Annotated in this window: 13 protein-coding genes; 9 read left to right on the top strand and 4 right to left on the bottom strand. The window is 61.8% G+C overall.

Going from position 1 to position 16,646, the window contains the following annotated elements; translation table 11 throughout:
- Position 1 precedes the first annotated feature (1 nt).
- Genes ACYVDM_RS00915 through ACYVDM_RS00905 form a run of 3 tightly spaced genes read left to right on the top strand, consistent with a single transcriptional unit; the run spans position 2 to position 2,333 of the window.
- On the top strand, positions 2-718 hold the full coding sequence (locus ACYVDM_RS00915) for a succinate dehydrogenase iron-sulfur subunit (protein WP_415790557.1): 717 nt from the start codon (positions 2-4) through the stop codon (positions 716-718).
- 22 nt (positions 719-740) lie between these two features.
- Positions 741-1,001, top strand: a complete 261-nt coding sequence (locus tag ACYVDM_RS00910; protein ID WP_415790559.1) for a succinate dehydrogenase assembly factor 2 — start codon at positions 741-743, stop codon at positions 999-1,001.
- Between the two features lie 21 nt (positions 1,002-1,022).
- Positions 1,023-2,333, top strand: a complete 1,311-nt coding sequence (locus ACYVDM_RS00905) for a citrate synthase (protein WP_415790562.1) — start codon at positions 1,023-1,025, stop codon at positions 2,331-2,333.
- Positions 2,334-2,673: 340 nt separating this feature from the next.
- Here the strand turns inward: ACYVDM_RS00905 and ACYVDM_RS00900 are convergent, their stop codons facing one another.
- The 3 genes from ACYVDM_RS00900 to mdeB form a co-directional block, all read right to left on the bottom strand.
- Entirely contained in the window at positions 2,674-3,126 is a 453-nt protein-coding gene (locus ACYVDM_RS00900) for a DUF2214 family protein (protein ID WP_415790564.1), read from the bottom strand.
- Between the two features lie 238 nt (positions 3,127-3,364).
- A complete protein-coding gene (locus tag ACYVDM_RS00895) occupies positions 3,365-5,656 on the bottom strand; it encodes an NADP-dependent malic enzyme (RefSeq protein WP_415790566.1) in 2,292 nt (763 codons plus the stop codon).
- A 127-nt stretch (positions 5,657-5,783) separates the two neighbouring features.
- Positions 5,784-8,519 (bottom strand): alpha-ketoglutarate dehydrogenase, encoded by a 2,736-nt coding sequence (gene mdeB, locus ACYVDM_RS00890; protein ID WP_415790920.1) that lies wholly within the window; start codon positions 8,517-8,519, stop codon positions 5,784-5,786.
- A 127-nt stretch (positions 8,520-8,646) separates the two neighbouring features.
- Here mdeB and ACYVDM_RS00885 point away from each other — a divergent pair, with 127 nt between their 5' ends.
- Positions 8,647-9,117 carry an Lrp/AsnC family transcriptional regulator gene (locus ACYVDM_RS00885; RefSeq protein WP_415790568.1) on the top strand — a complete coding sequence of 157 codons (471 nt, stop codon included), beginning with the start codon at positions 8,647-8,649 and terminating at the stop codon, positions 9,115-9,117.
- Positions 9,118-9,198: 81 nt separating this feature from the next.
- Here ACYVDM_RS00885 and ACYVDM_RS00880 read toward each other — a convergent pair whose 3' ends face one another.
- Complete coding sequence (locus tag ACYVDM_RS00880) at positions 9,199-10,113, bottom strand: LysR family transcriptional regulator (protein WP_415790570.1); 915 nt, start codon at positions 10,111-10,113, stop codon at positions 9,199-9,201.
- A gap of 136 nt (positions 10,114-10,249) precedes the next feature.
- Between ACYVDM_RS00880 and ACYVDM_RS00875 the strand changes: the two genes are divergently transcribed.
- The 5 genes from ACYVDM_RS00875 (at position 10,250) to ACYVDM_RS00855 (ending at position 16,341) form a co-directional block, all read left to right on the top strand.
- Complete coding sequence (locus ACYVDM_RS00875) at positions 10,250-11,224, top strand: Bug family tripartite tricarboxylate transporter substrate binding protein (protein ID WP_460475294.1); 975 nt, start codon at positions 10,250-10,252, stop codon at positions 11,222-11,224.
- A 14-nt stretch (positions 11,225-11,238) separates the two neighbouring features.
- Entirely contained in the window at positions 11,239-12,795 is a 1,557-nt protein-coding gene (locus tag ACYVDM_RS00870; RefSeq protein ID WP_415790572.1) for a M81 family metallopeptidase, read from the top strand.
- A gap of 29 nt (positions 12,796-12,824) precedes the next feature.
- Positions 12,825-13,988 carry a DSD1 family PLP-dependent enzyme gene (locus ACYVDM_RS00865; protein ID WP_415790574.1) on the top strand — a complete coding sequence of 388 codons (1,164 nt, stop codon included), beginning with the start codon at positions 12,825-12,827 and terminating at the stop codon, positions 13,986-13,988.
- Entirely contained in the window at positions 13,957-14,208 is a 252-nt protein-coding gene (locus tag ACYVDM_RS00860) for a hypothetical protein (RefSeq protein WP_460475298.1), read from the top strand. The genes ACYVDM_RS00865 and ACYVDM_RS00860 overlap by 32 nt, the downstream gene beginning before the upstream one ends.
- 78 nt (positions 14,209-14,286) lie before the next feature.
- A complete protein-coding gene (locus ACYVDM_RS00855) occupies positions 14,287-16,341 on the top strand; it encodes an OPT family oligopeptide transporter (protein WP_415790578.1) in 2,055 nt (684 codons plus the stop codon).
- Positions 16,342-16,646 lie beyond the last annotated feature (305 nt).

The following is a 16,646-nucleotide window of genomic DNA, read 5'->3' as shown; positions in this document are numbered from 1 at the left end:
GATGAGCACTAAAAGAATCGTCAAATTCGAAATCTACCGCTACGATCCGGACAAGGACGAGCGCCCGTACATGCAAAAGCTGGACGTCGAACTCCAGCCGACCGACAAGATGCTGCTTGACGCGCTGGTGCGTATCAAGAACGACGTGGACGACAGTCTGTCGCTGCGCCGTTCGTGCCGCGAAGGCGTGTGCGGTTCTGACGCCATGAACATCAATGGCAAGAACGGCCTGGCATGCACGACCAACCTGCGCGAGCTTAAACAACCTATCGTGCTTAAGCCGTTGCCTGGTCTGCCGGTGATCCGAGATTTGATCGTGGACATGACCCACTTTTTCAATCAGTATCACTCTGTTCGCCCGTATCTGATCAACGACGCGCCGCCGCCTGAGCGCGAGCGCCTGCAGTCGCCCGAAGCCCGCGAAGAGCTCGATGGTCTGTACGAGTGCATTCTGTGTGCCTGCTGCTCGACATCCTGCCCGTCCTTCTGGTGGAACCCCGACAAGTTCGTGGGCCCCGCCGGCCTGTTGCAAGCCTATCGTTTCATCGCGGATAGCCGCGACGAAGCCACGGGTGCCCGTCTGGACAACCTGGAAGACCCGTACCGCCTGTTCCGTTGCCATACCATCATGAATTGCGTGGACGTCTGTCCCAAGGGTCTGAACCCCACCAAGGCAATTGGCAAAATCAAGGAACTGATGGTGCGTCGTACTGTCTAGTTAATACGGTAAAGAGATCAATATGAGCGGTTTGACTGAACTTGAACGGGCACGCCTTCGGTGGCGGGCACGCCGCGGGCTGCTCGAAAATGATTTGATCATTACCCGTTATCTGGATGCGTACGAAACGCAGCTCACCGATGAGGACGTCAGCGCGTTGACGCAGTTGTTCGATCTGGGTGACAACGACTTGCTCGATTTGCTGTTGGCGCGCACAGAGCCCGAAGGGGCAATCGATACGCCACGGTTGCGAGAGATCATCGGAAAAATGCGTGAGCTCTGATTAATTTTGAGGAAATATGCGATGAATCTGTCTGATAAGAAAGCCACTCTATCGTTCTCGGACGGCTCTAAGCCGATCGAGTTTCCCGTGTACAAGGGCACGGTCGGCCCGGAAGTCATCGACATCCGCAAGCTGTATGGCCAAACTGGCATGTTTACGTTCGACCCCGGCTTTATGTCGACGGCGGCGTGCGAGTCGGCTATTACGTACATCGACGGCGACAAGGGCGAATTGCTGTATCGCGGCTATCCCATCGAGCAGTTGGCGGTGAATTGCGATTTCCTCGATATCTGCTATCTGATCATGAACGGCGAACTGCCCAACCGTGATCAAAAAACCGACTTTGATTCGCAGGTGACGCATCACACGTTGGTCAACGAGCAATTGCATCTTTTCCTGCGCGGTTTCCGTCGCGATGCGCATCCGATGGCTGTGTTGACGGGCCTGGTGGGCGCGCTGTCGGCGTTCTATCATGACTCGACTGACATCACCAACCCGCAGCATCGCCATATCTCGGCGATTCGCCTGATCGCCAAGATGCCGACCCTGGTGGCGATGGCTTACAAGTTCTCGGTAGGCCAGCCGTTCATCTACCCGCAGAACGACATGTCGTACACCGGCAACTTCCTGCGCATGATGTTCGCGACGCCCTGCGAAGAGTACAAGGTCAACGAGGTCGTTGAGCGCGCACTCGATCGTATTTTCATCTTGCACGCCGACCACGAGCAAAATGCCTCGACCTCGACCGTACGTCTGTGCGGTTCGTCGGGTACGAATCCGTTCGCGGCGATTTCCGCGGGTGTGGCTTGCTTGTGGGGCCCGGCTCACGGTGGCGCCAACGAAGCGTGCTTGCAGATGCTCGAAGAACTCCAGGCCAATGGTGGCGTGGACAAGGTCGGCGAGTTCATGGAGAAGGTCAAGGACAAGAACTCGGGCGTTCGCCTGATGGGCTTTGGCCACCGTGTCTACAAGAACTACGATCCGCGCGCGAAGTTGATGCAAGAGACGTGCAAGGAAGTCCTGCAGTCGCTGGGCCTGGAAAACGATCCACTGTTCAAGCTGGCGATGGAACTGGAGCGTATTGCTCTGGAAGACGATTATTTCGTGTCGCGCAAGCTCTACCCGAACGTGGACTTCTACTCGGGTATCGTTCAACGCGCCATTGGCATTCCGACGTCGCTGTTTACGGCCATCTTCGCGTTGGCACGTACGGTGGGCTGGATCGCCCAGTGGAACGAAATGCTGTCGGATCCGGATTACAAAATTGGCCGTCCGCGCCAATTGTTCACTGGCTCGGTCACGCGTGATGTGCCTTCGATGGATAACCGTTAATTTGCTTCGTCGGTCTCTGCTTCGTTAGTGAGGTAGGGATTGATTGCATTGTTAAAAAGCCATGCGTCTTTGGATGCGTGGCTTTTTTGCTTCTGCGGGGGTGTCGCTATTAAGACGTCCCGGCCGCGCGCTTGGAAGCGATACCGGCGTAATCGCCGCGGCTCGGCCCAACCAGGGGCCTCGGCCCGCGCTGCGCGCGGGCTGCCCTTGCTCAACACGCCGGTATCGCTTCCAAGCGCGCGGCCGGGACTCGCGTTAACTGCATGCCCTGGTGGTGTTATGCAATGTTCATTGCATCGGGTGCTCTTGGTGGCACGTGATGCATTGATTCGCCCTGGGATTACATGCCTATGCCGCGTGCCATTAGTGCGGCGAATAGGGGGAGGAGGACTAGCAGGTGGACTTCTACCATGACCCAGCGGCGGGCGCGTTTGATTTGCAGCGGGGCCGGGAGATATGTTGAGTCAAGTTTGGCCTGTTTGTTCCATTTGATGAAGGCGATCGTGGGGGGGATGGAACAGAGGGCGATGAGGATGAATACGCCGAATTTGGCGTGGAACCAGGGGTTGGCCATGTAGAAGGCCGCGCCTTTGGCGCCGAAAATCAGGCGCAGGACGCCGGTGATCAGGACGGCGATGGCGCTTGCGGCGTACACGCGATCGTAAATGGCGAGGCGGCGCAGGGTGGGGGTGGTCAGAGTGGGCCGCAGCAAGACGGTTTGTGCGGTCATGGCGACGATCAGCAGGAAGATGGCAAGGTAGTGAATCCAGGCGAGCAGGGCGTCTTGCAACATCGATACCTCGAGGTGGTTGAGATGAAAGGAGGGTGCTACGGAGCGGGGCCTATTAGCGAATCGCCGAAGGCTGTTGGACAAGCGATGTGTCCAAGGCTTTCGCGAGCAAAAAAAGCCACGCGGCAGCCACTGCGTGGCTTTGCTGCCTCCCAAGGCGTGTTTTTATTTTGGGATGGCCCCGCAATAAAAAAGGCGGACCAGAGGGAGCGCTGGTCCGCCTAGGCTAGCACATCGGCTTTTACGCAGAGTGCTTTTCGGCTGCCTCTTGCTGGGCATCCACGACGGCGAGTGCCGTCATGTTGACGATACGGCGCACGGTGGCGCTGGTGGTCAGGATGTGTACAGGGCGAGCGGCGCCCAACAGGATGGGACCCATGGCGATGCCGTTGCTGCCGGTCATTTTCAACATGTTGTAGGTGATGTTGCCCGTGTCGAGATTGGGCATGACCAACAGGTTTGCCCGGCCTTTGAGTTGGCTGTCGGGGTAGGCCTGTTGACGGATGCTTTCCGACAGGGCGGCGTCGGCGTGCATTTCTCCGTCGACTTCCAGTGAGGGCGCGCGTTGCGCCACGATGCGGCGTGCTTCGGACATTTTGCGCGACGATTCGGTCGAGCGACTGCCGAAGTTGGAGTGCGAGAGCAGGGCAGCCTTGGGCACGACGCCAAAGCGACGCATTTCGTGAGCGGCTTGCATGGTGATGTTGGCGACTTGTTCGGCCGACGGGTTTTCGTTGACATGCGTGTCAGTGACGAACAGCGTTTGGTCGGGCAGCATGAGCACGTTCAGCGCGGCATAGGTTTGTCCCGCTTTGCGGCCAATGATCTCGTCGACGTACTTCAACTGGTTGTCGTATTGGCTGGCGACTCCGCACAGCAATGCATCGGCATCGCCACGTTGCAGCAGCAAGGCGCCGATGAGCGTGTTGTGCTTGCGGATCATGGCTTTGGCGATGGCGGGGGTGACGCCTTCGCGGCCCTTCAGTTGGTAGTACGCGTTCCAGGTTTCGTTGAAACGGCTGTCGTCTTCGGGGTCGACGATCTCGATGGTTTCGCCGGGAATCAGGCGCAGGCCGGCTTTTTTGATGCGCATTTCGATGACGGACGGGCGCCCCACGAGGATGGGCTGCGCCAGTTTTTCATCGACAACGGTTTGCACTGCGCGCAGGACGCGTTCGTCTTCGCCGTCGGCATAGATCACGCGCTTGGGTGCTTGTTTGGCCTGGGCGAAAAGGGGGCGCATCAGTTGGCCCGAGTGGTACACAAAGCCCAGCAGTTTTTGGCGGTAGGCTTCGATGTCCTCGATAGGGCGAGCGGCGACGCCGGAGTCGGCGGCGGCCTGAGCGACGGCGGGGGCGATTTGGACGATCAGGCGTGGATCGAAGGGCTTGGGAATGATGTATTCCGGGCCGAACGACAGGTCCTGGCCAGCATAGGCGTGGGCGACTTCGTCATTTTGTTCGGCCTGTGCCAGCTCGGCAATGGCCTTGACGCAAGCCAGCTTCATTTCCTCGGTGATGCGCGAGGCACCCGCATCCATGGCGCCGCGGAAGATGAAGGGAAAGCACAAGACGTTGTTGACTTGGTTCGGATAGTCCGAGCGGCCGGTGGCGATGATGCAGTCGGGGCGCGCGGCGCGGGCGACTTCGGGACGGATCTCGGGTTCGGGGTTGGCCAGTGCCAGGATCAGCGGCTTGTCGGCCATGGTCTTGACCATGTCGGCAGTCAGTACGCCCGGGGCGGAGCAGCCCAGGAATACGTCAGCATCGCGCACGACGTCGGCCAGGGTGCGGGCGTCGGTTTTCTGCGCGTAGCGCTTTTTGTTGGGCTCCATGTTTTCGTCGCGGCCTTGCCAGATCACGCCGCGTGAGTCCACGACATAGATGTTCTCTAGCTTGATGCCCAGGTTAACCAGCAAGTCCAGGCAGGCAATGGCGGCCGCGCCCGCACCGGACACGGCCAGCTTGACCTTGCCGATATCTTTGCCTACGACCTTCAGTCCGTTCAGAATGGCGGCCGACGAGATGATGGCGGTGCCGTGCTGATCGTCGTGAAAGACGGGGATCTTCATGCGCTCGCGTAGCTTCTTCTCGATGTAGAAGCACTCGGGGGCTTTGATGTCTTCGAGGTTGATGCCGCCCAGTGTCGGTTCCAGCGCCGCAATGATGTCAACCAGTTTGTCGGGGTCGTTCTCGGCCAGTTCGATGTCGAACACGTCGATGCCGGCAAATTTCTTGAACAGGCAGCCTTTGCCTTCCATGACGGGTTTGGCGGCCAGCGGGCCGATGTTGCCCAAGCCCAGTACCGCAGTGCCGTTCGTGATCACGCCCACCAGGTTGGCGCGGGACGTGTACATCGAGGCGGCGTCTTCACCCTGGTCGAAAATGGCCATGCAGGCGGCTGCGACGCCGGGCGAATAGGCCAGCGAGAGGTCGTCCTGGTTTGCCAGTGTCTTGGTCGGTACGACCGAGATTTTGCCGGGGGTGGGATAGGCGTGATAATCAAGCGCCCGTTTGGTTAAGGTTTCGTCCATGATGGTGAAGGCCTATGCTGCACTGCTAACAAAGTAAAAAACGGGCCTGCAACAGGCCCGTCCGGGAATCGCGAAAGCACATATTTCAACAGAAAGCGAGGCGCGATGGTTGTTGCAGTGCAGCGAATCAACTTAACCAGGGGGGCGCGACGCGCAGCGAAGCACCCAGTTGTTCGCGGAGTACATCGCGCGCCGCTTGATGCTTCGGGTCCTGGTCGCAGAGCAGATCCAGGGCGTGCAACGCGATCCAGTCGGCGCTGACTTCAAAGAAGTCCCGCAAACGGGCGCGCGTATCGCTGCGGCCGAAACCGTCGGTACCCACCACGCGAAAAGGGGCGTGGACCCAGGCGCGGATCTGCTCGGGCACCGCACGGACATAGTCACTGGCGGCAACGACGGGAACGGCGTCGGGTAAACATTGTTCCAGCCAGCTTTGTGGGGGTGGGGAGCTCAGACCCAGGGCCCGGTCACGTTCGCAGGCTCGGCCATCGCGCGCCAGTTCAGAGAAACTCGTGACACTCCAGACCTCGGTGGCGATACCGAAGTCTTGCTCCAGCCGTTGGGCTGCACGTTGGGCCTCGTTGAGCATGGGCCCGGCCGCAAGCAGCCGCAGATGGGCGGGCGCCTGGGTGCAGGATTCCCCATCACCCGGGTTCGTCTGTGCTAGTCCGTCCGGTTGTGCAGCCCGAACTCGATGCATGCCTCGCAAAATGCCTTCGCGTGCTTGCTCGTTGGGCAGGTTGGGTTGGGCAAGATTTTCGTTGGTGACGGTCAGGTAATAGAACTCGTCGCATTGCTGGTCCAGCATGCGCTGCGTGCCGTGCTCGAGAATGACCGCGACCTCGTAGGCGTAGGCCGGATCGTAGGCGCGACAGTTGGGAACCGTGGACGCGATTAAATGGCTGGCGCCATCTTGATGCTGCAGGCCTTCGCCACCCAGCGTCGTGCGGCCCGAGGTCGCGCCGATCAAAAAACCGCGCGTGCGTTGATCCGCCGCCGCCCAGATCAGATCGCCGACGCGCTGAAAACCGAACATTGAATAATAAATATAGAAAGGCAGCATCGGCAGGTCATTGACCGAATAGCTGGTGCCGGCGGCCGTCCAGGACGAGATGGCGCCTGCCTCGGTGATGCCTTCTTCCAGAATTTGTCCGTCCAGGGCTTCGCGGTAGTGCAGCACCGAGCCGATGTCTTCGGGTTCGTATAACTGGCCCTGCGCCGAGTAAATACCGATCTGGCGAAACAGGTTGGCCATGCCAAACGTACGGGCCTCGTCGGCAACGATGGGCACGATGCGCTTGCCTAGCGTCTCGTCCTTGAGCAGTCCGCCCAGCATGCGCACGATAGCCATCGTGGAGGACATTTCTTTTCCATCGGCCTGCAAGGCGAATCGGGCCCATTGTTCGATGGGAGGCGTGGGCAGGCGAGGGGATGTCGTGCGGCGGCGTGGCAAATGGCCGCCCAGCGCGGCTCGGCGCGCTTGCAGGTAGCGCAGCTCCGCGCTGTCTGCCGTGGGTTTGTAGAACTTCAAGGCTAGGCAGTCGGCATCCGAAATGGGGAGGGCGAATCGGTCACGAAAGGCCAGCAGGGCTTGGTCGTCCAGCTTTTTCTGCTGGTGCGTGGTCATCTTCCCCTGGCCGGCGGTACCCATCCCGTAGCCCTTTTTGGTTTGTGCCAGAATGACCGTGGGCTGGCCACGGTGGTGTGCCGCGCGATGATAGGCAGCGTAGATCTTGACGATATCGTGGCCGCCGCGGCGCAATCGGTCGATCGCTTCGTCGGACCAGTCCGCCACCAACGCGGCGAGTTCGGGATTTTGATTGAAGAAATGGGCGCGGTTATAGGCGCCATCATTGGCCGCGAAAGTCTGGAATTGTCCATCGACGGTATGGGCAAAGGCGCGTGCGAGTGCGCCATCCGTGTCGCGTGCCAGCAGAGCATCCCAATCCCCGCCCCAGACCAGCTTGATGACATTCCAGCCCGCGCCGGCGTATAGCGTTTCCAGTTCGTCGATGATGCGGCCATTACCTCGGACCGGGCCGTCCAGGCGTTGCAGATTACAGTTCACGACGAACACGAGATTGTCGAGTTTTTCGCGGGCGGCCAGCGTCAGCGCCGCAATGGACTCGGGTTCGTCCATTTCGCCGTCGCCAAACAGTCCCCAGACTTTGCGATCGGATGGCTGTGCCAACGAACGGTGCTCAAGGTATCGCATGAAGCGCGCTTGATAAATGGCATTGATGGGGCCGATGCCCATCGACCCCGTGGGGAACTGCCAAAAATCGGGCATCAGCCACGGATGCGGATAGGAGGACAAGCCGCGCAAACCACGCTCGCGGGCAGTGATCTCCTGGCGGAAATGGGCTAGATCGTCCTCGCCTAGAAAGCCGTCAAGAAAGGCACGGGCGTACACCCCCGGAGCCGAGTGTGGCTGCAAATAGACCAGATCGCCGGCAAAGTTGTCGGTCGGCGCGCGGAAAAAATGATTGAAGCCAACCTCGAACAAATCGGCGGCCGAGGCGTAGCTGGCGATATGGCCGCCGAGCTCGCCATGTGCCTGATTGGCACGCACCACCATGGCCAGGGCATTCCAGCGATTGATCGATGCAATGCGCTCCTCGATGGCCAAGTCGCCCGGAAAAGGCGGCTCGTGGCGCAGCGCGATCGTATTGAGATAGGCACTGCGCGTCTGCCCGCCGGCGCGTACCCCCAGTGTCGCCGCCTGGCCGAGCAACGCATCCAGTACGTAGGCGGCGCGGGCAATACCCGCAGTCTGGACCAGCGAGAGCAGCGCCTCGCGCCATTCAGTGGTTTCTTCGGGGTCGAGGTCGTCGATCAGGGGCGAGATCACAGTGTCGAGCATGGCGATGGAAGTCTCCGTGTAGACGTCCATCCTAGCGCGTTCGTGCTGGCATAAGTCATCGAATATGCGCCATAAAACCGCCTGTGGCAGCATAATAATTGGGGAATTCAAAAATTAAAGGATAAATATGCTGACTGCCGCGCTGGATGCCATTGATCGTCGCATTTTGGGTATTTTGCAGACGGACTCCAACCTGACCAATGTTGAGTTGGCACGCCGCGTCCATTTGTCGCCCTCGCCCTGCCTGGCGCGCGTCAAGGCTCTCGAGGCGGCGGGCGTCATCCGGGGGTATGTGGCGCTGGCTGATCCCCTGCAGTTGGGATTGAGTTTGAATGTATTTATTCAGGTCAGTTTGGAAAAGCAGATCGAGCCCGAACTCGAGCGCTTCCAGAATGCCATGGCCGAATGTCCCGAGGTCATGGAGTGCTATCTGATGAGTGGCGATTCAGACTATTTGTTGCGCGTGGTGGTGCCCGACATCCAGGGGTTGGAGCACTTTGTGGTGAGCCGCTTGTCGCGCATCCCGGGAGTGCGCAATATTCGGTCGGGGTTCGCGTTAAAGCAGGTCAAATACCAGACCGCGCTGCCGCTGAGCTGACCCGTGCAGAGAAAAGGAGGGCGTTGAGAGGCGCGCAGGCCCGGTGACGGTGCCGTCTGGCGCTGGCGCCAGACGCGGCGCTTACGAGGCCGCCTGCAGCCAGGGCGCACGGCCGCCCAGCTCATGCAGGTGCTGAAGAAAATGCTCGGTCCGCGCGGAGCGGGCCTTGCGCGACGCCACCAGCGCCACGATGTTGGCGTCGGGCAAGTGCCAACCCGGCAGCAGTTCCACCAGCCGGCCCTGGCGCAGCAGGTCGGCGACGTCCCATTCGGAGCGCACCAGGACGCCCATGCCAGCCAAGGCCCAGTGGCGCGCGGCGCCGCCGTCGTTGCAGGCCAGTACCGGGTCTATGCGTACCGTGGCCATAGCGCCGTCGTCATGGCGCAGGCGCCACAGCGTGACGTCTTCGTCGTTCTCGCGCAGCGCGATGCAGTCGTGTTCGTGTAGCGCTTCCGGATGGTCGGGCACGCCACGCCGCTTCAGGTATGCAGGCGCGGCGCACAGCACACGCCGGTTGCGTGCCAAACGGTGCATGACGAGAGCCGAGTCGCGCAGTTCGCCGATGTGGATCAGCACATCCCAGGTGTGTGTGGCCAGACTGCCCGGCCGGTCGGACAGTGTCAGCGTGGCGGTGACCTCGGGGCACTGGCGCCGAAAGCGCGCGATGGCCGGTGCGACGTAGCGCTGCCCGAAGCCCAGCGGCGCCAGCACGCGCAGGTGGCCGGCCACTTGTCCGCGCCGGCTGGCCAGGGCGTCGGCCAGGCCACCGAGGTCGGCGCAAATGCCACGCGCCCGCTCGGCCAGCAGTTCTCCTTCGTCCGTCAATGCCATGCGCCGCCCCGAGCGGTCGACCAGACCGATGCCCAGCCGGCGTTCTAGCCCGGCGAGGCGCTGGGTGACCGCCGATGGGGTCACGTCCAGCTTTCGCGCCGCGTCCGTCAGTGAGTTGGCCGAGGCCAGCGCCAGGAAGAAAAGCAGATCGTCGCTGCTCAACATCGTAAGTATCAGCTAAATAAAGAATTAAGCTGTCATTAAACACCAGTCTCGATGGCTGCCGCATACTCGGCACAGGCCGTTCTTTCAATAATGTGCCGGGTCCACCGCCGGAATCCCGTCACTCCCGGAGACTATCTTGCGACGCCTGCTTTCATTCCTCCTGTTCTCGTTCGCCGCCAGCGCGGCCCCGGTCCATGCCGCCGATACCGGCTGGCCCGCCAAGCCGGTCACAGTCATCGTGGCATCGGCTGCGGGTGGTTCCGCCGATGTGCTGACCCGCCTGGTTCTGAACCACCTAGCCATTGCCACCGGTGCCAACTTTGTCGTCGAGAACCGGCCGGGTGCCGCTGGCGGCATCGGCATGGCGCAGATCGCCCGCGCCAAGCCCGACGGCTACACGCTGGGCTACGGCAATATCAATACGATGGCCGTCAATCCCGCCCTGTTCAACAAGCTGCCCTACGACCCCGTCAAGGACTTCACGGTGGTCGGCCGCATGTTCAACGTCTACAACCTGCTGGTGGTCGGCGCGGACTCTCCCGTCAAGAGCGTGGCTGACCTGATCGCGCTGGCGAAGTCCAAGCCCGGCGGACTGTCGTACGGCGCTGCCGGCATCGGCAGCAGCGGGCACATGGGCGGCGAGCTATTCAAGCATATGGCTGGCATCGATACGATGTTTGTGCCGTACAACGGCGACCCCGCCTCGCTGGCGGACTTGGCCGGCGGCCGCATCGATTACTCTTTCACCAATGCCTCTGTGGCCTGGCCGCTGGTGCAGGGCGGCAAGCTGCGCGCGCTGGCGATCACCAGCGCCCAGCGCGTGCCGTTCTTTCCCGACTTACCGACTTTGGCGGAGTCGGGGCTGCCCGGCTACGAGAACGTGTCCTGGGGTGGTCTGGTGTTCCCCAAGGGTACCCCCGATGCCATCGTGGACAAGTTGTCCGGGGCATTACAGAAGGTGCTGGCTAGCGACGCGCTGCGTGCAGATTTGGGCAAGCTGAGCGCGCGACCCGGCGAAGGCGACCGCACTGATTTCGCGCGCTACATCGCCGCCGAGCAAAAGAAGTGGGCCGACTTGATCGACACTGCCCATATCGAAAAACAGAACTGATGGTCGCGACTGCTATGACTGCCGTTCCCGCCACGCCCCGCATTGCCATCCTGGGCTTTGCCATCGAGTCCAATCGCTTCGCGCCGGTCTCAGGACGCGACGATTTTGAATCTCGTGCTTACCTGGCCGGTGAATCGATGCTGGCCGACGCTCGCAGCGCCGCGCCCGCCATGACGCCGGAGATTCCCGCCTTCGTGCGCCGAATGGACCGACGCGGGCCATGGACCCCAGTACCCATTCTGTTCGCCAACGCCGAGTCCGGTGGTCCAGTGGAGCATGCGTTCTTCCTGGATACGCTAGCGCAGTTCGAGCGGGGCTTGCGCGCCGCGCTGCCGGTGGATGCCGTCTATCTCTGCGAGCACGGTGCGGCCATCACCACCGAAGAGCAGGATCCCGACGGCCTGGTGTTCCAGCGGGTGCGGGCCATCGTGGGGCCGGACGTGCCCGTGGTCGCCACCGTCGACTTACATGCCAATGTGTCGGACCGGATGGTCGACGAGGTGGACGTGCTGATCTCGTACCGCCGCAATCCCCACACTGACATGGCCGAGCGTGGCACTGAGGCGGCCGACGTGCTGAGTTCGTTGATGGAGGGCCTGCGCGTTGCGGTGGCGCACGTACGCATGCCGGTGGTGGCGCCGCCCACGCAGTTGTTGACGGCGCCCGGCACCGGCCCGTACGCGGACATGATTCATGCGGCCGAGGCCATGGATGACCCGCGTCTGGTGAATGTGTCGGTGGTAGGTGGTTTCGCCTATGGCGACACAGGCAAGAACGGGCTGACGATACTGGTGACCACCAAGGGTGACGGCGACTACGCGCGCGCCACGGCGCACACGCTGGCGGAGCATGCCTGGCGCGAGCGCGCAGCCTTCACGCCCGAACTAATGTCTTTGCCCAGGGCGGTCGAACTCGCGCGCCGGGCGGGCGTGGAGCCTGGCACGTCTGCGGTGTTGTTGGCCGACGTGGCCGATAACCCTGGCGGGGGCGCCCGCGGCAACACGCCGTTTCTGCTACGAGCCTTGATCGAGGGCGGAGTGCAGGGCGCCATCCTAGGCGTCGTGACCGATCCCGCCCTGGCGGCTGAAGCCCATGCCGCTGGCGAGGGCGCAGCGATCGAAGCCCACTTCAACCGCGACGAGACGACGGTGTATTCCGAGGCCTACACGGCGCCGGCAACGGTGCTGAAGTTGCATGGTGGTCGTGGTGTGGGCCGGCGCGGTCAACTGGCCGGCTGCAGCTTCAATCTGGGGCCCAGCGCACTACTGCAGGTGGGCGGCGTGCAGGTGGTGGTGATCACTAACCGGCATCAGTGTCACGAGCCGATGTTCTTTGAAATGTTCGGCCTGGATATCGCCGCCGCTCGTACCGTGGTCGTGAAATCGCGCGGGCATTTCCGGGCGGCCTTCGACGAGTTCTTCCCGCCGCAACATATTTACAACGTGGATGCGCCGGGGCTGACATCGCCCATGCTGGCGCGCTTCGATTTCCGTAACCTACCTCGGCCCGTGGTGCCGCTGGATGCGCTGGCCGACTGGTCGCCGCACGCGCGGCTACGGGGCCAGCCATAGAATTCCTGCCTTACCGGAGATACTGGAAGATGACGAGCGACAAGACGGCTGCGGCCTCCACCCTCGAAGCACTTGACACGCCCTGCCTGCTGCTGGACGAGCCGCGCATGCAAGCCAATATCGAGCGCCTGAAGACGCGCATGGCGCGCCTGGGTGTGACATTGCGTCCCCATCTGAAAACGCCCAAATCGATCGACGTGGCGCGGCTGCTAATGGAAACCCCCGCAGGGCCAGCCGCCGTCTCGACGCTCCAAGAGGCCGAGCAGTTCGCGCGCGCTGGCGTGCGGGACATCCTCTACGCAGTGGGGGTGTCGCCCGCCAAACTGGACCGCGTGCTGGCGCTGCGCGCTTATGGCACTGACCTGACGGTGGTCGTTGATAGCGTGGCCGGTGCGCAGGCGGTGGCGGCGCGGTCGCGCGCGGCTGGCGCGCCGATTCCGGCGCTGATCGAGATCGATTCCGACGGCCATCGCGCTGGCGTGCGGCCTGACCAGGCTGAGCTGCTGTGCGCCATCGGCCGCGCCTTGGAAGACGGTGGCGCGCAGCTGCGTGGCGTCCTGACGCATGCCGGAGAGTCATACAGCTCGCCTGACGAGGATGCGATCCGTACCATGGCCGAGCGCGAGCGCCGCGCCGCGGTTGACGCTGCCCAGGCGCTGCGCGCGGGCGGCCTACCGTGCCCGGTGGTCAGTGTAGGGTCGACGCCGACTGCCATGTTTGCGGAGAATCTGGATGGTGTGACAGAGGTGCGAGCCGGTGTGTTCGTATTCTTCGACCTGTTCATGGCCGGCCTGGGCGTGTGTCGTCAGGACGACATCGCGCTGTCGGTCCTGACCACGGTGATCGGCCACCAGCCCGAGAAAGACTGGATTCTGGTCGACGCCGGCTGGATGGCAATGTCGCGCGACCGCGGCACCGCTGGCCAGCCTGTCGACCAATACTATGGCGTGGTGTGCGACGTGCAGGGCAGGCCATTTGCGGACCTCGTGCTCAAACAGACCAACCAGGAGCAGGGCATCGTTATGCGCCGCCCCGGCACCAGCGCGCCACTGCCGCAGTTGCCGCTGGGCACGCGCCTGCGCATCCTTCCCAATCATGCCTGCGCCACCGGCGCGCAGCACGACAGCTACCACGTCGTGCGCGGCACCTCGCCGGAGGTGCTTGCATGCTGGCCGCGTTTCCGCGGTTGGTAAAGGAAGGACGACTCGAGAAGACGATACGCTGTCGGTCCTCGACATGTATGCCGTGAAGGTGCTGTGGGGCATGGAACAGGTGCCCGAGGCCGTGTCCGACATCCAGGAGGTGGAGCACTTTGTGGTGAGTTGCTTATCGCCCATTCTCGGCGTTCGCAATATTCGTTCAGGTTTTGCGTTAAAGCAGGTGAAATATCAGATCGAGTTAACGTTGAGATAATGGTCGTGTCGTGAGCTTGGCGCTAGAATCTGCAACACTCTTGACTCCGCCCCACTTTTTTCAAGGACTTCTCGACTCATGACACAGCCTGTGCGCGTGCCCGATTCGACGATATTGCCCGAACTGACACTGCGTGGCGTGATTATTGGCGCCTTGATTACGGTGGTTTTTACGGCATCGAACGTGTTTCTGGGCCTGAAGGTCGGGCTGACGTTTTCATCCGCCATCCCGGCCGCGGTGATTTCCATGTCGGTGCTCAAGATGTTCCAGAACGCCAACATCCTGGAAAACAACATGGTGCAGACTCAGGCGTCGGCCGCGGGCACCTTGTCAGCCATTATTTTTATTTTGCCGGCGCTGGTCATGATGGGACATTGGCAAGGGTTTCCGTTTTGGCAAACCTTTGGTATCTGCGCGGCGGGCGGCATGCTGGGCGTGATGTTCACGATCCCGCTGCGCCACATCATGGTCGTGCAAAGTGATTTGCCGTATCCCGAGGGCGTGGCGGCGGCGGAAATCTTGCGGGTGGGGAGTGGCGGGGCCGACGATGCCACGCACAGTGGCAAACGCGTCGCAACGGGTATGGCCGATATCGTCAGCGGTGCCGGGGTCGCGGCCGTGGTCAGCTTTGCGTCCAGCGGCCTGCGCGTCCTGGGCGATGCAGTCAGCGTGTGGCCCACCATCGGTGCCGCGGTGTTCCGCTTGCCCATGGGGTTTTCCTTGGCCTTGATGGGCGCGGGCTACCTGATCGGGATCGTCGCCGGTCTGGCGATGCTGATAGGGTTGGTGATTGCGTGGGGGGTGGCCGTCCCGGTGCTGACGGCCTTGGGTGACCCGCCCGCCGGGCAGTCGGTAGTCGAATACGCCAATGGACTCTGGAGCTCGCAAGTTCGATTCATTGGGGCCGGGGTCATTGGCGTGGGCGCCATCTGGACGCTGGGAACGCTATTCATGCCCATGATGCGGGGGATCAAAACATCCTTCTCGGCCTTTAGCCGGGCGGGTGCCGCAGCGCAAGGGGCGGCGCCGCGTACCGAGCAAGATCTGTCGGCGCGCTGGATTGCGGTGGTTACCCTGGTGTTGGTCGCCATCCTCGTGTTTACGTTCGCCTCGTTTTTGCGCGCCGAGCCGGCTTCGGCGGGCGTGGTGGCGTTGCTGGTGGCGTGCTCGGTGGCCTTTGCCTTTATTTTTGGCTTTCTGGTGGCGGCCGCTTGCGGCTATATGGCGGGCCTGGTGGGGTCGTCCACCAGCCCGATCTCTGGCGTCGGGATCGTCGCCATCATGCTGGTGTCACTGTTGATGCTGGGATTGGAGAGTGCGACGGGCTTGTTGGGCAACCAAGAGGGCGTGCAGTTGGCCATTGCCCTGGCGATTTTCACCACGTCGGCAGTTGTTGCGGTGGCCTCTATTGCGAATGACAACCTGCAGGACCTGAAAACCGGCTGGCTGGTCGGGGCGACGCCCTGGCGCCAGCAGATCGCGCTATTAATCGGCTGCGTGGTGGGAGCTATCGTGATTTCCCCGATCCTCGAGCTGCTCTATAACGCTTACGGTTTTTCCGGGGCGCTGCCGCGTTCGGGGATGGATCCCGAGCAGGCGCTGTCGGCGCCGCAGGCCACCCTCATGCTGGCGATTGCCCAAGGAATTTTTACCCATCAATTGAACTGGCTCATGATTCTGATCGGCGTGGCGGTCGGCGTCGCCCTGATTATTGTGGACCGGGTTTTAGAGCGAACTTGCCGAGTTGCCCGGATACCCGTGCTGGCCGTGGGAATCGGGATATATTTGCCGCCGACAGTCAGTGCGCCGCTGGTGGTGGGGGCCGTGCTGGGATGGTTGATAGAACGTGTCTTGCGGCGTCGTGCCCAGCAGGCCGATCAGTCCTATGACACCTATGCCGAGCTTCCCAGCCGGCGCGGTACGTTGCTCGCCTCGGGACTGATTGTGGGAGAAAGCCTGATCGGGGTCCTGATGGCGGCGATCATTGGCGCCACGGGCAACGAGGCGCCGCTGGCCCTGGTGGGGCAAGGATTCGAACCGATCGCCGATTGGCTGGGCCTGGCGGTGTTTGCCACGGTGGCGGTGCTGTTCTACCGACGCATTATGTCCGCAGCCGGACAGCCGGGGCGATAGGTTGCGCTCGGTATTACTGAAACCACCCGTAATGACTTCGTGGTTTTCTCGTCACGGCCTGGGACAAAATTTTCTCGGGCCGGACATCAAAAACTCCATACTCATAATGGGCATCATGACGGATGTTGCCTGAGGTTTGCGGTTTATGCCGATTTTGAGGGGTGAAATCGTGTGCAAGGCATATGTGGCAGTGCGACAAGACAGGCACAGGCCCCCGGAGTATACTTTCACGTCATAGGCTTTCAGGGCTTGTACGTGCCTTCTGCCCCCTGCTATCCGCTAACGGGAAGCCCGTGTTGCGGAAG

This window comes from Bordetella tumulicola, from assembly GCF_054779135.1.
The sequence above is the reverse complement of the archived record's forward strand: the minus strand, read 5'-3'. Positions and strand labels throughout refer to the sequence as shown.

Bases quoted from the DNA above. Each gene is read 5' to 3' on its own strand.
- ACYVDM_RS00915 (WP_415790557.1), top strand. From the start codon at position 2: ATGAGCACTAAAAGAATCGTCAAATTCGAAATCTACCGCTACGATCCG.
- ACYVDM_RS00910 (WP_415790559.1), top strand. From the start codon at position 741: ATGAGCGGTTTGACTGAACTTGAACGGGCACGCCTTCGGTGGCGGGCA.
- ACYVDM_RS00905 (WP_415790562.1), top strand. From the start codon at position 1,023: ATGAATCTGTCTGATAAGAAAGCCACTCTATCGTTCTCGGACGGCTCT.
- ACYVDM_RS00900 (WP_415790564.1), bottom strand. From the start codon at position 3,126: ATGTTGCAAGACGCCCTGCTCGCCTGGATTCACTACCTTGCCATCTTC.
- ACYVDM_RS00895 (WP_415790566.1), bottom strand. From the start codon at position 5,656: ATGGACGAAACCTTAACCAAACGGGCGCTTGATTATCACGCCTATCCC.
- mdeB (WP_415790920.1), bottom strand. From the start codon at position 8,519: ATGCTCGACACTGTGATCTCGCCCCTGATCGACGACCTCGACCCCGAA.
- ACYVDM_RS00885 (WP_415790568.1), top strand. From the start codon at position 8,647: ATGCTGACTGCCGCGCTGGATGCCATTGATCGTCGCATTTTGGGTATT.
- ACYVDM_RS00880 (WP_415790570.1), bottom strand. From the start codon at position 10,113: ATGTTGAGCAGCGACGATCTGCTTTTCTTCCTGGCGCTGGCCTCGGCC.
- ACYVDM_RS00870 (WP_415790572.1), top strand. From the start codon at position 11,239: ATGACTGCCGTTCCCGCCACGCCCCGCATTGCCATCCTGGGCTTTGCC.
- ACYVDM_RS00865 (WP_415790574.1), top strand. From the start codon at position 12,825: ATGACGAGCGACAAGACGGCTGCGGCCTCCACCCTCGAAGCACTTGAC.
- ACYVDM_RS00855 (WP_415790578.1), top strand. From the start codon at position 14,287: ATGACACAGCCTGTGCGCGTGCCCGATTCGACGATATTGCCCGAACTG.